At 66.6% G+C, this 15,154-nt stretch carries 9 protein-coding genes; 4 read left to right on the top strand and 5 right to left on the bottom strand.

All coding sequences use genetic code 11. The annotated features are described in order from the left end of the window. Positions 1-56 precede the first annotated feature (56 nt). Positions 57-3,209, top strand: a complete 3,153-nt coding sequence (gene putA, locus HBF24_RS11825; protein ID WP_167173125.1) for a bifunctional proline dehydrogenase/L-glutamate gamma-semialdehyde dehydrogenase PutA — start codon at positions 57-59, stop codon at positions 3,207-3,209. Positions 3,210-3,312: 103 nt separating this feature from the next. On the opposite strand, the gene HBF24_RS11820 is transcribed toward putA, so the two are convergent. After that, positions 3,313-4,749 carry an outer membrane protein transport protein gene (locus HBF24_RS11820; protein ID WP_167173123.1) on the bottom strand — a complete coding sequence of 479 codons (1,437 nt, stop codon included), beginning with the start codon at positions 4,747-4,749 and terminating at the stop codon, positions 3,313-3,315. Positions 4,750-5,047: 298 nt separating this feature from the next. On the opposite strand from HBF24_RS11820, the gene HBF24_RS11815 reads away from it, so the two are divergent. Further along, entirely contained in the window at positions 5,048-5,299 is a 252-nt protein-coding gene (locus HBF24_RS11815) for a YcgL domain-containing protein (RefSeq protein WP_167173122.1), read from the top strand. A 21-nt stretch (positions 5,300-5,320) separates the two neighbouring features. Beyond that, entirely contained in the window at positions 5,321-8,851 is a 3,531-nt protein-coding gene (locus tag HBF24_RS11810; RefSeq protein WP_343162759.1) for an ankyrin repeat domain-containing protein, read from the top strand. Positions 8,852-8,926: 75 nt separating this feature from the next. Here HBF24_RS11810 and HBF24_RS11805 read toward each other — a convergent pair whose 3' ends face one another. The 4 genes from HBF24_RS11805 to ugpC form a co-directional block, all read right to left on the bottom strand. Next, on the bottom strand, positions 8,927-9,274 hold the full coding sequence (locus HBF24_RS11805) for a hypothetical protein (RefSeq protein ID WP_167173120.1): 348 nt from the start codon (positions 9,272-9,274) through the stop codon (positions 8,927-8,929). A 146-nt stretch (positions 9,275-9,420) separates the two neighbouring features. Then, entirely contained in the window at positions 9,421-11,229 is a 1,809-nt protein-coding gene (locus tag HBF24_RS11800) for a monovalent cation:proton antiporter-2 (CPA2) family protein (protein ID WP_167173118.1), read from the bottom strand. A 76-nt stretch (positions 11,230-11,305) separates the two neighbouring features. Next, on the bottom strand, positions 11,306-12,301 hold the full coding sequence (gene hemB / locus HBF24_RS11795; RefSeq protein WP_167173116.1) for a porphobilinogen synthase: 996 nt from the start codon (positions 12,299-12,301) through the stop codon (positions 11,306-11,308). A 117-nt stretch (positions 12,302-12,418) separates the two neighbouring features. Continuing rightward, positions 12,419-13,513 carry a sn-glycerol-3-phosphate ABC transporter ATP-binding protein UgpC gene (gene ugpC, locus HBF24_RS11790; RefSeq protein ID WP_167173114.1) on the bottom strand — a complete coding sequence of 365 codons (1,095 nt, stop codon included), beginning with the start codon at positions 13,511-13,513 and terminating at the stop codon, positions 12,419-12,421. 209 nt (positions 13,514-13,722) lie between these two features. Between ugpC and HBF24_RS11785 the strand changes: the two genes are divergently transcribed. Further along, the gene (locus tag HBF24_RS11785; RefSeq protein WP_167173112.1) at positions 13,723-15,144 is read left to right on the top strand and encodes a GH1 family beta-glucosidase; all 1,422 of its coding nucleotides are present in this window, start codon (positions 13,723-13,725) and stop codon (positions 15,142-15,144) included. Positions 15,145-15,154: the final 10 nt, after the last annotated feature.

Below are 15,154 nucleotides of genomic sequence, written 5' to 3'. Positions count from 1 at the left end.
CTCGCGCGCCCCTACAATGCCGGCCAATTGTCCCCACTCCTGAGAGCCGCCCCTCCGTGAATCAAGCGATACTCAGCCCAGAATTGCCGCCGGCACCCAGCGGCGCTCGCCAACACATCACCGCCGCCTGGTTGCGCGACGAGACCGAGGCCGTGCACGAGCTGCTCGATCAGGCTTCGTTCGGCCCCAACGATCGCCGTCGCGTGGTCGAGCGGGCCCGTGACATCGTCAAGCGCGTGCGCGCCAAGGCCGACGACCAGAGCCCCATCGAAGCGTTCATGCGCCAGTACGACCTGTCTTCCGAGGAAGGCATCCTGCTGATGTGCGTGGCCGAAGCGCTGCTGCGCATTCCCGATGCGCTGACCACCGATCGCCTGATCCGCGACAAGCTCGGCAATGCCGACTGGCGCCGGCACATGGGCTCGAGCACGTCGATGTTCGTCAACGCCTCCACCTGGGGCCTGATGATCACCGGCCGCCTGGTGCATGTGCGCGACAAGGCCACCGTGCACGACGACGGCACCTTGCACAGCCTGATTCGCCGCTTCGGCGAGCCGGTGGTGCGCCGCGCGGTGCGCCAGGCCATGCGCATCCTGGGCGTGCAGTTCGTGATGGGCCAGACCATCGAGGAGGCGCTCAAGCGCTCGCACGAGAAGGAAAACCGCGCCTACCGCTATTCCTTCGACATGCTGGGCGAAGCGGCCATCACGCAGCAGGCCGCCGACGATTTCATGCAGGCCTATCGCGACGCCATCGATGCCATCGGCAAGCACTCCAAGGGCGAAAGCCTGGTCGACGGCCCCTCGATTTCGGTGAAGCTGTCGGCGCTGCATCCGCGCTACGAGCACATCAAGCGCGACCGCGTGCACCAGGAACTGACGCCGAAGCTGCTGGAACTGGCGCAGCGCGCCAAGGCCGCCGGCATCGCGCTGAGCGTGGACGCCGAGGAATCGGAGCGCCTGGAAATTTCGCTGGAAGTCATCGGCAAGGTCTACGAAGACCCGTCGCTGGATGGCTGGGATGGCTTCGGCATCGTCGTGCAGGCCTATCAGAAGCGTGCCCCGTTCGTGATCGACTGGGTCGCCGAGCAGGCCCGCCGCGTGGGCCGCCGCTGGCACATGCGCCTGGTCAAGGGCGCCTATTGGGACTCGGAAATCAAGCGTGCCCAGGAGCAGGGCCTGCCCGGCTACCCGGTGTATACGCGCAAGCCCAATACCGATGTGTCCTACCTGGCCTGCGCGCGGCGCATGTTCGAGGCCGGCGAGGAGCTGATCTATCCGCAGTTCGCCACGCATAACGCGCACACCATCTCGGCCCTGTACGAGATGGCCAACGGCCGCCCGTACGAGTACCAGCGCCTGCACGGCATGGGCTCGGATCTCTACAACGAGGTGATCGGTGAGAAGCACCTCAACATCCCGTGCCGCGTGTACGCGCCGGTCGGCAGCCACGAGGAACTGCTGCCGTATCTGGTGCGGCGCCTGCTGGAAAACGGTGCCAACACCAGCTTCGTCAACCTGATCCTGAACCCGCGCATCGCCATCAGCGACCTGGTCGCCGACCCGTGCCTGACCGTGCGCGCCTTTGATTCCATCCCGCATCCGCGCATTCCGATGCCGGCTACGCTTTACGGAGATCTCCGGAAAAATTCCATGGGTATCAACTTCGCCAACGACAACGAACTGCGCAGCCTCGCCGAGGCCGTCAACAAGGAAGCCGGCCCGTGGAACGCCGAGCCGCTGGTGCCCGGCGCCAAGAGCGAGGGCGACTGGATCGACGCCACCGACCCGTCCGACCGCCGCCGCCATATCGGCAAGTGGCTGGCCGCCGACGAGGCCACGGTGAAAAAGTCGCTGGAAAACGCGCTGGCCTGCCATGGTGAGTGGGACCGCCGCGGCGCCGAGGAGCGCGCGCAGATCCTGGAGAAGGCGGCCGACCTGCTGGAAGAGCGCCGCGCCCGCTTTGTCGCCATGTGCGTTCGCGAAGCCGGCAAGTCGCTGTCGGCGTCGATTGCCGAGGTACGCGAGGCCGAGGACTTCCTGCGCTATTACGCGACCATGGCGCGCCGCCTGATGGGCAAGCCGGAGAAACTGCCCGGCCCCACCGGCGAGACCAACACGCTGACCCTGCATGGTCGCGGCGTCTTCGTGTGCATCAGCCCGTGGAACTTTCCGCTGGCCATCTTCACCGGCCAGATCAGCGCCGCGCTGGTCTCGGGCAACGCGGTGATCGCCAAGCCGGCCGAGCAGACCGCCATCATCGGTTACGAGATGGCCAAGCTGCTGCACGATGCCGGCGTGCCCAAGGACGTGCTGCAGTTCGTGCCGGGTGATGGCGCCACCGTCGGCGCCAACCTGACCAAGGACGAGCGCATCGCCGGCGTGGCCTTCACCGGCTCCACCGGCACCGCCCACGCCATCAACCGCTCGCTGGCCGCCCGCGAGACCTCCATCGCCGCACTGATCGCCGAAACCGGCGGCCAGAACGCGATGGTGGCCGACTCCTCGGCGCTGCCCGAGCAGCTGGTCAAGGACGTGATCTACTCGGCCTTCGATTCGGCCGGCCAGCGTTGCTCGGCCACGCGCGTGCTGTTCCTGCAGGAGGAAGTGGCCGACCGGGTGCTGGAGATGCTCGCCGGTGCGGTCAAGGAACTGAAGGTGGGCGACCCGGGACTGCTGTCCACCGATGTCGGCCCGGTGATCGACAACGACGCCATGAAGATGCTCGTCGATCATGCCGAGCGCATGGACAAGGAAGCCAAGCTGGTGTGCAAGGCCACGCTGACCGGTGACACCGACCACGGCACCTTCTTCGAGCCGCGCGTATACGAAGTGGACAAGCTGTCCGATGTCGGCGGCGAAGTGTTCGGCCCGGTGCTGCACGTGGTGCGCTACAAGGCCAGCGAGCTGGACAAGATGCTCAAGGAGATCAACGACACCGGCTATGGCCTGACGCTGGGCATCCACAGCCGCGTCGAGGACACCGCCGAATACATCTCCGAACGCATCCAGGTGGGCAACAGCTACGTCAACCGCAACCAGATCGGTGCGGTGGTCGGCGTGCAGCCGTTCGGTGGCGAGGGCCTGTCCGGCACCGGCCCCAAGGCCGGCGGCCCGCACTACCTGCTGCGCTTCATCACCGAGCGCGTGCTCACCGTCAACACCACTGCAGCCGGCGGCAACGCCAGCCTGCTGACGCTTAGCGCCTGAGTCTGCCCGTCATGTCGCCCCGCCGGGCGACATGACTCGGGATAAAAGCAAAAGCCCCTCGCATCTGGCGAGGGGCTTTTTTTAATCGCAACGGTGCCTGCGATCAGAAGTGATAGGCGGCCGACAGCGAAAGCAGGTTGCCCGAGTCATCGAAGCTGCCGACCAGGCGGTCGCCCGTCGAGTCGGTTTCGTTGACGTGAGCCTTGTTGACGAAGATATGGGCCAGGCCAAGGTTGAGCTCAAGCTTGTCCGATGGGCGATAGCCCAAGCCGAAGGTGATCCACTTGCGGGTCGAATCGGGCACGCGCGCATCACGCGTATCGGCATGCGTCGGCGAGCTGTCCACGGCCACGCCGTAGCGCACCGTCAGCTTGTCGGTGGCGTAGTATTCGCCACCCACGGAGGCAAACCAGCTGTTGCGCCAATTGAACTTCTGCACGGTATCCGGCTGTGCCGGATTGCCGTAACGCACGGTGAGGTTCTTGAACTCATCCCACTTGGTCCAGGACAGGTCCATGCCAAAACCGAAGCGCTGCCCCTGATGCCAGTAGCTGGCAGTGGCCACCGCCGGCGTGGAAAATGGTGCGTTACCTGTGGTGTGGGTGAACGGCACACCGCCGGACGCGGCCAGCAACGGCGCCACGGATGGGTTCGACAGCAACGCCTGCACTGCCGGTGGCACACTGAAGTTGGCCGTACCCTCAAGGGTGTGGGAGATCTTGGCGCGATAATCGAGCGCCAGGCGATCGTTGTCGGTCAGCTTCCAAAGTCCACCCACCTGCCAGCCGTAAGCCCAGTCGTCGCCCTTGATGCGGGCTTCGCCGTCGGTACCCGGCGGCACCAGTGCACCTACCTGTGCGGCCAGCGCCTGGCCCTGCGCCGGGGTGAAGGCACCGGCGGCCACACCCTGCTGCACCAGGCCCATGCCCACGGCGTTGAAGTTGATGGCCGAGGTCAGCTCGGCGCTGGTGCGCTGTGCGATCGCGCTCAGGCCCAGCGCAAAGTTGTCGGTCACATCGAACGAGGCCGACAAGGTCGCGTCCAGCGACTGGAACTTCGAGCGCAGAGCTTGGTAGCGGCCCTTCCAGCCATGCTGGTAATCGGTCTGGAAACCGAACGGTGCGCTCAGACCAAAGCCCAGATGCACACGGTCACTGACCTGCGAGGCAATGAAGAACGCCGGTATCGGCAAGGTGGTACCCGCGTCGCCGCCATTGCCGCCAGACACAGGTCGGCCGGCATAGTCGTAGGCATCGCCACTGAACTTGGCGCTGAAGTTGACGGCCGTGACGTCGGCCTGGAAAGTGGTGCCCTTGAGCAGGCTCATCGCCGCCGGGTTGTTCACTACTACCGAGGCATCGTCACCGGCCGCGGCCGAACCGGCAAAGGCACGGCCCAGCGCCTTGGCGCTGTTTTCCTTCAACTGGAAAGCACTGGCGCGGGCCTGCTGCGGCAGTGCCAGGGCGCCGGCCACGGCCGCGGTCAGCGCCGCCAGCGCGAGCGGGCGCGCCAGGCCGCGGATCTGGGAAGTCTTGGTCATCACGCTTGCTCCTGCACTCATGCGCGTTTTTTCGTAAAGACATCGCTTGGAATCGGGTGTAGCCGGGCCGCAAACAGCAATTCATACGTATGTTTGAAGCCCGCGCCCGCACTGTGATCGCGACATGTCGCAGATGCAAGTGCGACCGCAGCATAAACGTACGATCCCGGGTCGTACAGCCAAGCCAAGGGTGGCTGCGCGCGCGGGCGTTTGCACCTACACTCGCGCCCTTTCAGTTTTGCACGTCGTTGCCAGCGCGAAGCGTGCACCGGTACCCGGATCGGGAAGGAGACAATCCATGCAGTGCTATGTATTTGCCAGTCGCCGCAAGGCCGACACCTACGTCTGGTTGCGCGAACGCGACGGCGCGCAGGCACTGCCTGACGAACTGGCACAGCTGGTGGGCGAGCTTCGCTTCGTTCTGGACATCGATCTGAGCGTCGAGCGCCAGCTGCCACGCGAGGACGCGGCCACGGTGCTGGCCAACCTGCGCGAGCGTGGCTGGCACCTTCAGCTGCCCCCGGGCGATGACGCCGGCCTCACCGGTTAACGCTGCATTACCGCAAATTCCGTGATCGATTCGTATACTCGCCCCATGCCGCCCAATAAACCGCACCATCATCAGCCGTCCCGCCTCAAGTCCCTGCTCTGGTTTGCTCCGGCCCTGGTCGCCGTGGCTCTGGCCGCCTTCGGTACGCACCCACTGGTACTGATCCCGTTGCTGCTGGCCAACTCGCTGAGCATGGCCGCGGTCTGCCATGCGATCGGCTTCGAACCAGAGCCGCGATTCACGCACACGGTGCTGCGCCGCGGCGTGGCGCATATGGTGCTGTTCACCGCCTATACCGCACTGGTATTGCTGCTGGTGGCCTGGCCACTGGTGGTACTGACCCATGCCGCTACGCTTACCGCGGCACTACTGCTGTCGGGCGCGCTGGCCGTGTCGCTGGGGGTGCTGTGGCGACTGTGGCCCGTGTTCGGACTGGTGTTTGTCTGGGACGATGCCTTTCCAGCGCAGGAGCAGGGCTCATGGATTTTCACCGCCCTGCGCCGCAGCCTGAGCTTCGCCCGCCATCTTTCGGCAGAAGAACATTTCTTCACGCACTTCCTGCCGGCGGCCTTCAGCCTTCTGGTGATGGCCTTCGGCGGCCTGGCCCTGACCGGCACCTACGGCGTGCTGCCCGAGGAAATGCGTACCGCCGGCCTGATCCTCTACGGCGTGCTGGTGCTGCCACTGGGCGGTCTGGTGGTAGCCAACCGCACGCTTCGCGTCATGCTGTGCGAACGCCGCGGCGCCAGAGCCCACGACGGTCACGACTCCTCGGCCCACACAGAGGAGCCTGAAGGCACGCCAAGCGCCGCCGCATCCGCGCAGCCGGCGGCGACGGAACCTGACCGGGAACACCCCCGCGGGCCAGGTGACGCGCCAAACCTGAGCCCGCCCCGCAATGTCGGCGCCGATACAGCCGCCCTGCTGGAGGCCGCGCGCCAGGGTGATATCGAACGCGCCCTGGCTCTGCTGGAAGCCGGCGCCGACCCCAACGCGCAACCCGATGCGCAGGCCCGTGATCGCCGTCCGGTGACCACGCTGGCGGCACTGCTGCCCGATACCCGCCTGTTGCGCGCGCTGATTGCTGCCGGCGCCGACATCAAGCGTGCCCAGGGCGGACTGACGCCGCTGCTGGCCGCCACCCGCGACAGTTATCACGGCCGCCCGGAAGCGGTACTGATGCTGCTGGCCAACGGCGCCGACCCGACCGTAACCGACCAGGACGGGCGCACGCCGCTTCATGGCGCGGCACTCAGCGCCGAACCCAATGTGGCCGCAGTATTGCTGGATGCCGAGGCACCCATCAATGCGCTCGACCGGCACGGCGTGTCACCACTGGGTGCGGCCTGCCGCGCCGGCAACTGGCCGCTGGCGGCCTTTCTGCTGGAGCATCGCGCCGCGACCGCGCCAGGCGGTGGCGAGCCGGCCCTGGTCAGCGCCGCCAGCGGGCCGGAAGACGACATCGATGGCATCAAGCTGCTGCTCAAACACAAGGCCAAGCCCGACGCCGTCGATACGCAGGGCCGCAGCGCCCTGATCGCCGCGGCCAGCGAAGGTCACGCGGCCATCGTGCGCAGCCTGATCGCCGCCGGTGCACGCCTGGACCTGGCCGACCACAACGGCAACACCGCGCTGATGGAGGCGGCCCGCGTCGGCGCCGATAGCGTGGTACAGGCACTGCTGGACGCCAAAGCCGATCCGCATCTTCGCGACCGCTATGGTCGAGATGCGCTGAGTCTGGCCTGCCAGTCCAGCCGCGCGCGGCTGGACACGGTGCGCGCGCTGATCGAGCACGGCGCCGATCCGCATGCGCACAGCGGCGACGACCGCAGCCCGCTCGACCACGCCGCCACCACCGGGCGCTGGGATCTGGTCGCACTCATGGACCCCGATTCGCCGCGCCCGGCCAGCCTGGACGATGCCAGGGATACTGAAACCGATGACGCGCCGTCCCCCGACGCTGCCACCCGCGGCCCACGGCACCTGGCCGACGCCCTGCGACAGCGCCAGTGGAGCACCGCGGCCACCTTCCGCGAGGCGCTGGCGAGCTGGCCGGCCCATGCGCTGGCTGCTATCTACCTGGAGCTGGCTGACGCCAGTCACGACCAGGCCCGCCTGTGGCTGTTGCGCTACGGACTGGACGCCGAAGCACGACTGGCTTGCGGCACGCGTCTGTTTGACCGGCTGCTGGATGACTTTGGCAGCCATGTCGCGGCGCTGAGCCAACTTCGCCAAGCAGGCGCAACGTCCGCCGGCGCTGGCCTCATCGCCCGCGCGCTACGCAGCTGCCAGCCCGACGACGAGGCAGCAATGACGCTGCTGCAGAACCTGCTCGAAGCCGGCGCCGATCCGTTCGGCGTCGACGAAGAAGGCGCCAGCCCCCTGCATCTGGCCTGCCGCCTGCGTGCCCAGGACCTGATCGAGACCCTGCTCGAGCGTGGCGCCGATCCCAATCTGCGTGATGGCCATGGCCGCAGCGCATTGCATGTGGCACTGCTGCATGGCACGGATGCCGCGCCAGCGGTGCGAGTGCTGGTGCACTACGGCGCCGATCCGGAAGCCGCCGACGCGCAGGGCGAGACCGCTCTGGGCTTGGCCATGGCAATGGGCGACAGCATGTTGCAGCACTGGTTGCGCTGGTCCGGTGCCTGGTCGCTACCGCGCCGCCGTCTGCACGCCATCGACCTGCCAGCGGCCGCCGCCGCCGGCGACGCCGAGGCCGTGGCGCGCCTGCTGGAGCTGGGATTTGCCCCCGACACCCGTGACAACCATGGCGCCACCGCCCTGTTGCACGCGTGCGGCGGCGGTCATCACGACTGCATCCAGGCGCTGCTCGAGGCAGGCGCTGACACCGCACTGGCCGCCGAATCCGGCGTCACGCCGCTCGCCGCTGCCGTGCACGGACGCCATGCCGACGCGGTAACCGCCTTGCTTGAGCGACAAGCATGCGCCGAACAGGCATTGCCCGGCGGTGGTACCACGCTGCTGTTGGCGGCGGCGCTGGGTCATCCGGACATCGTCGAACTGCTGCTCGAGCGCGGTGCCAAGGCCGACGCCTGTGACGAGCAAGGCCAGAATGCGCTGCACGTGGCGGCCCAGTTCTGCTTCCAGAGTCGCGACAGCCTGCGTTGTCGCCGCCTGCTGGATGCGCTGCTCAAGCACGAAGTCCCGGTCAATGCCATCACCCGCCAGGGATTGAGCCCACTGCTGACCCTATTGGGGGCTCACATGGCGCCGGGCACGGCCACCAGCGATGCAACTCATCTGGGCGCCCTGCTTCCCGTATTGCTGGATGCCGGGGCCGACCCGGCCCATGCCGATGCGCGCGGGGTCACCGCGCTGCACGCCTGTGCCCTGCACGCCCTGCTGGCGCCGGCCCGCCTGCTGATGGCACGCGGCGCCGACCGCCATGCCGTCGACAGCTTCGGACGCACGCCGGCGGAAGTGGCGCAGGTGGTGGGATTTGCGGACATTGCGGTGGAGCTGGGCGGCGTAGGCGCCGTGCCCAGCGTGCGGCAGACCTTGCGTCAGCCCGCCCAGCCGGCCGACTGAGATACGTCGGCCGGCCACTCTACATACGCGGCAAGGGGGTGGTACCTGTGAGGCACTTCTGGCCTCGCCGGTGGGTTACATCAGTGCCGAACCCAGCAGGCCGTCGCCGCTGAGCAGGCCATTGCTGGCAAAAACGGATACCAGGGCCACCGCGGCGTAGCCCAGACGCTGGGTCAGGCGTTCCCAGACCAGCTTGTTGGCATTGTGCGACTGCTCGCGCAACGCGCGCAGCAACCACGGCGCCGGATCGATTTCCAGGGCTTCGCACATGCGTTCGATGAGGTGCGGCTCTCCCTGCGAGCCACGCATGCGCCAGTTGTTGATGGTCTGACGCTTCACACCCAGCGACAGTGCGGCGGCATTGTCGGACTTCAGGCCCTTGGCCTGACGATACTGGTCGAGCAATTCGGTTGTAGCAGTCATGTCTGTCTCCATGTGGGCCCACGCCCCCAGCGTGTTGACGAACTGTATACTATCCGATCGAAAATCGAAAGTTCTTACGATTTCGACAGACCGAGTGTACCCGAGGGGAGGCTCCTGTCCAGTCTGGAGGCGCACCACGCCACACGCTAAGTCCCTGATGATTCTGAGGCTTCGCGTGCTTGGTCGGCCTCGAACAGTTGCTGCAGATCACGATAGGCCTCGCGCGAAGTCTGAACCAGCGCCGTCTCGTCGTCGTAGATCAGATGCTGATCACGCAGCAGTTTCTCGTCGTGGGCGCGAAAGCGATCGATGCGCGCGGTGACGCGCTGCTCGTCCATGCCCAACGCCCGCATCACCTGGGCGGTCATGCGCAACGAGCCGTCAAAGGTTTCGCGCACCGGCTCGTCGACGCCCATATCCATGAGCCGGAAGGCATGCTGGCGATTGCGCACGCGGGCGACGATTTTCAGATGTGGAAACTGGCGCCGCACCAGGCGCGCAGTGCGCACATTGGCTTCCGGATCGTCGGTGGCCAGCACGAACACCTCGGCGCTGTCGGCCTGTGCGGCGCGCAGCAGTTCGGGCCGTGCCGGATCGCCGAAGAACAGCGAGGTACCGCCAAAGCGGCGCGAAAACTCCACCTGTTCCACGGAATTTTCCAGCGCCACGAAAGGAATGCCCTGCGCACGCAGCGCACGTGCCACGATCTGACCCACGCGACCGAAACCGGCGATGATCACGCGTGGCGCATCGGCTTCGATGCGGTCGAACTCCGGCTGCCGGCGCGGCTTGCGCCGGCCAAGCAGCGAACCGACCCCGGCCACCATCAACGGGGTCAGTGCCATCGACAGGGTAATCGCCAATACCAGCACATGGCGCTGTGCATCGGCCAGGAGGTGATCGCGCCAGGCCAGGTCCAGCACCACGAAGGCGAACTCGCCGCCACTGGCCAGCAGTGCTGTCAGTCGCAACGCGTCGGCCGCGCCAAGGCGTCCGAACAGACGTCCCAGCGGCCAGATGAGCACAGCCTTGAGCGCAATCAGTGCAGCCACCAGCCCCAGCACCAGCAGCGGTTCGCGCAGCAGCAATCCCAGATCCACCGACATGCCGACACTGATGAAGAACAGCCCCAGCAGCAGGCCCTTGAACGGCTCCAGATGCGATTCCAGCTCGTGGCGATATTCCGAGTCGGCCAGCAGCAAGCCAGCCAGGAACGCCCCCAGCGTGCTGGACACCCCCACCAGCGCCATCAGCCAGGCGGTGCCGATCACCACCAGCAGGGCGGTGGCGGTGGACACCTCGACGCTGCCTGTGCGCGCCACCACACGAAACAGCGGCCGCAGCAAGTAGCGCCCACCGACCATCACCGCCAGGATCGCCGCCACCACGCGCACCATGGCGCCGAGGTCAAACGGCGAGACCGGACCGCCATCCATATGACCCAGCAACGGCACCAGCGCGATCAGTGGAATCGCCGCCAGATCCTGAAACAGCAGGATGGCAAATCCCTGGCGTCCGTAGGCGCTGCCCGCCTCCTTGCGCTCGGCGAGAATCTGCAGCCCGAACGCCGTCGACGACAACGCCAGTGCGGCACCGACCACGCCGGCAGCGCGCCAGTCCATGCCCGCCCAGGCGTGACCGAGCCAGGAAATGGCCGCCGCACACACCACCACCTGCGCCAGACCGGTGCCAAACACTGCCCGCCGCATCACCCACAAGCGCTGCGGCGACAACTCCAGGCCGATCACGAACAGCATCAGTACCACGCCCAGCTCGGAGATCTGTGCGACCCGCTCGGTATCGCCAACCAGGCCCAGCAACGAGGGGCCGATGACCATGCCGGCCAGCAGGTAGCCGAGCACCGCGCCAAGGCGGAAACGCTTGGCCAGTGGCACGGCAACGACCGTCGCCAGCAGGAAGATCACCGCTGACTGCAGGAAATGATGCGAGTGCACGCGTTTGTGCTCCGAAAGGCCCCGCGTTCGATTATGTCATGCGCCCATGACGCATCGATGCGCCGCCGCGGTGTGGTCAGCGCGCCTCACCGAGCCAGCGCGCGGCATCGAGCGCAAAGTAGGTGAGGATGGCATCGGCGCCGGCACGCTTCATGCTGGTCAACGCCTCCAGCACGCAGGCTCGTTCATCCAGCCAGCCATTCTGCGCGGCCGCCTTGAGCATGGCGTACTCGCCACTGACCTGATAGACGAAGGTCGGCACCGCAAAGTGCTCCTTCACCGCGCGCACGATGTCCAGATACGGCAGGCCCGGCTTGACCATCACCGCATCGGCGCCCTCGGCCAGGTCCATCTCGACCTCGCGCAGCGCCTCGTCGGCGTTGCCCACATCCAACTGATAGGTGTGCTTGCCGCCACCGCCCAGGTTGCCGGCCGAACCCACCGCATCACGAAACGGGCCGTAGAAGCTGGAGGCGTACTTGGCCGAATAGGCCAGGATACGCGTGCGGATATGGCCGTGCTCGTCCAGTGCCCGGCGGATGGCACCAACGCGCCCGTCCATCATGTCCGAGGGCGCGACGAAATCGATACCGGCCTCGGCCTGCGCCAGCGCCTGTTTGGCCAGCACCTGGATGGTCTCGTCGTTCATCACGTAGCCGGCGTCATCGATCAACCCGTCCTGACCATGCGTGGTGTAGGGGTCCAGCGCCACATCACCAATCAGGCCCAGCTGCGGATAGGCCTCCTTGAGCGCACGCGCCGCACGCTGGAACAGGCCATTGGGATTGAATGCCTCACGCGCATCCTCGCTCTTGCAGCCCTCGCCCGGCGCCGGGAACAAGGCCAGCGCGGGAATGCCGGCTTCGACCACCTCGCCGGCCAGCTTCAGCAAAAGGTCGATGGAAAGGCGCTCCACGCCCGGCATCGACGGCACCGGCTGACGGGTGTTCTCGCCCTCGCAGACGAAGGCCACCATGATCAGATCCTGCACGTTGAGCACGGTTTCGCGCATCAGCGCGCGGGAGAAGGCATCGTTGCGCATGCGACGCATGCGGACGGCGGGGTAGCTCATGGGGACTCCTTGGGAAACATTGGCGAAGGCTTGGCGCCAAGGTACCCATTGTACGCCGCCGCATCACCGCGACCCCACGCCCATGCGGCGCCATGCCGCCCTGGATCGGCTTCGACTTTAGTTGAGGCGAAGCCCGCTGCCGGCATCGAACACATGCAGGCGCGCGGCATCGAAATGCAGGTGCAGCGCCTGATGCGCGGTTGGCAACGGACGCGCGGCAATGCGGCTGACCACCGGTGCGTGATCCTGGCTCAGGTTGAGAAAGGCCTCGTTGCCGACCGGTTCGACCACATCCAGCCAGGCCTCGAACCCGCCCAGGCCGGGGGGCGCCCCACCGGGCAGCAGCTCCTCGGGACGCAAACCCAGAGCCAGTTCACGGCCGTGCCAATGGCTGAAAGCGGCCGGCACGCGGCCGAGGTCCAGCGTGCGCGAAGGCATCACCAGTTCGGCATGATGATCATCGCGGCAGCTCAGCACCCCGGTGAACACATTCATCGCCGGACTGCCCAGGAAGCTGGCAACAAACAGGTTGGCCGGGCGTTCGTACAACGCCATCGGCGTGTCGACCTGCTGGATGCGGCCCTCGTTGAGCACCACGATGCGCTGACCCAGCGTCATCGCCTCGACCTGGTCGTGGGTGACGTAGATCATGGTCGCGCGAAGGCGCCGATGCAGCCGGGCAATCTCCACGCGCATGCGCGTGCGCAGGCGCGCATCCAGATTGGACAGCGGCTCATCGAGCAAAAACACCGCCGGCTCACGTACCAGTGCACGGCCCAGCGCCACGCGCTGGCGCTGACCGCCGGAAAGCTGTGCCGGGCGCCGTGCCAGCAGCGCGGAAATACCCAGCGTCTCGGCCGCCTGTGCCACACGCCGCGCGATCACCTCGCGGCCATGCCCGCGCAATTTCAGTCCGAAGGCCAGGTTCTCGGCCACGCTCATGTGCGGATACAGCGCGTAGTTCTGGAACACCATGGCGATGTCGCGGTCCTTGGGCTCGACCTCGTTGACGATGGTGTCGCCGATGCTCAGCGTGCCCGAGGTCATCGCCTCCAGCCCGGCGATCATGCGCAGCAGCGTGGTCTTGCCGCAGCCGGACGGGCCCACCAGTACCAGCAGTTCACCACTGTCGACGTGGAAGGAGGCTTCCTCGACTGCCACCTGGCCGTCGTCGTAGACCTTGTGCACGTTGTCCAGACTGACGCTTGCCATGATGCGGGGAATAGCCTCCGAGTGATGTGCCAACCGCTGCTGCCGCGCGCCGCCTATGGCCTGGCGCGCGAGCGAAACCGGCCTGCTTCATGCTGCCCGCAGCGACGGCCGGGCGCCAGTGCGCAGTGCATTCACCGGCCGGCTCCGGTATTCTGACATGTAATCGTTTCCATCACGGATTCGCACAGTTCCCGCCTGTCAGGTCGCCGATGTCCCGTTCCTATACCTTCCCGGAGGGCTTTCTCTGGGGCTGCGCCACTGCCGCTTACCAGATCGAGGGCTCGCCGCTGGCCGACGGCGCCGGACCAAGCATCTGGGAGCGCTTTGCCCATACGCCGGGCATGATGCACAACGGCGATACCGGCGACATTGCCTGCGACCACTACCGGCGGATGCGCGATGACGTCAAGCTGATGGCCGAGATGGGCCTGACCGCCTATCGCTTCTCCATCGGCTGGGCACGCGTGCTGCCCGAGGGCACCGGCCGGGTCAACGCGGCAGGGCTGGATTTCTACCAGCGCCTGGTCGATACCCTGCTTGAGCACGGCATCACGCCGATGGCCACGCTGTATCACTGGGATCTGCCCGAAGCGCTGGACGACCGCGGCGGCTGGCTCAACCGCGACAGTGCCGAATGGTTTGCCGATTACGCCCGCGTCTGCTTTCAGGCGCTGGATGACCGCGTGCCACTGTGGGCCACGCTCAACGAGCCGTGGGTGGTCACCGATGGCGGCTACCTCAACGGCGTGCTCGCGCCAGGGCATCGCAATCTGTACGAAACCCCGCGCGCCAGCCATCACCTGATGCGCGCGCACGGGCGCGCGGTGCAGGTTTATCGCGAAGTCGGTCAGCATCAGATCGGCCTGGTGGTGAACATCGAGCCCAAGTACCCGGCCAGCGACAGCGAAGCCGATCGCGCCGCCACGCGCCGCGCGCATCACTACATGAATCGCCAGTACCTGGATCCGGCACTGCGCGGCCGCTACCCGGACGGGCTGCGCGAGGTGTTCGGCGAGGCCTGGCGCGACTGGCCGGCCGAGGACATGGCGCTGATCGCCCAGCCGATCGACTTCGTCGGCCTCAACTACTACACCCGCGCCGTGGTACGCGACGATCCGCATCAGTACCCGACCCGCGCCAGCGCCGTGCGCCAGCCCGGCGCCACCTACAGCGACACCGGCTGGGAGGTGTACCCGCCTGCGTTTACCGACACCCTGGTGTGGCTGAAGGAGCGCTATGGCAATCCAGCCATCTATATCACCGAGAACGGTTCGGCCTTCTACGATCCGCCGACGGTGGAGGGGCCGGTGCTGTTCGATCCGCTGCGCCAGGATTATCTGATCAAGCATCTGAAGGCCTGCCACGACGCCATCGAGGCCGGCGTGGACCTTCGCGGTTATTTTGGCTGGTCGCTGCTGGACAACCTGGAGTGGTCGCTGGGCTTTGCCAAGCGCTTTGGCATGGTGCACGTCGATTACGCCACGCAAAAGCGTACCCGCAAGGGCACCTCGCATCTTTATCAGGCCATCATCGAATCCAACGGCGCGGCCCTGGCCAGCGCCCGCCCGGTCTATGGAACCGGCCATCCGCCGCACGACGCAGGCAACGCTGCCGCCGTCGATGTAAGCTAAGGAATTGGGT

Origin of the sequence: Oleiagrimonas sp. C23AA (assembly GCF_011759385.1) — a bacterium.
Taxonomy (GTDB): domain Bacteria; phylum Pseudomonadota; class Gammaproteobacteria; order Xanthomonadales; family Rhodanobacteraceae; genus Oleiagrimonas.
The sequence above is the reverse complement of the archived record's forward strand: the minus strand, read 5'-3'. Positions and strand labels throughout refer to the sequence as shown.

Coding starts and splice junctions, on each gene's coding strand:
- HBF24_RS11820 (WP_167173123.1), bottom strand. CDS start 4,749: ATGACCAAGACTTCCCAGATCCGCGGCCTGGCGCGCCCGCTCGCGCTG.
- HBF24_RS11815 (WP_167173122.1), top strand. CDS start 5,048: ATGCAGTGCTATGTATTTGCCAGTCGCCGCAAGGCCGACACCTACGTC.
- HBF24_RS11805 (WP_167173120.1), bottom strand. CDS start 9,274: ATGACTGCTACAACCGAATTGCTCGACCAGTATCGTCAGGCCAAGGGC.
- hemB (WP_167173116.1), bottom strand. CDS start 12,301: ATGAGCTACCCCGCCGTCCGCATGCGTCGCATGCGCAACGATGCCTTC.
- ugpC (WP_167173114.1), bottom strand. CDS start 13,513: ATGGCAAGCGTCAGTCTGGACAACGTGCACAAGGTCTACGACGACGGC.
- HBF24_RS11785 (WP_167173112.1), top strand. CDS start 13,723: ATGTCCCGTTCCTATACCTTCCCGGAGGGCTTTCTCTGGGGCTGCGCC.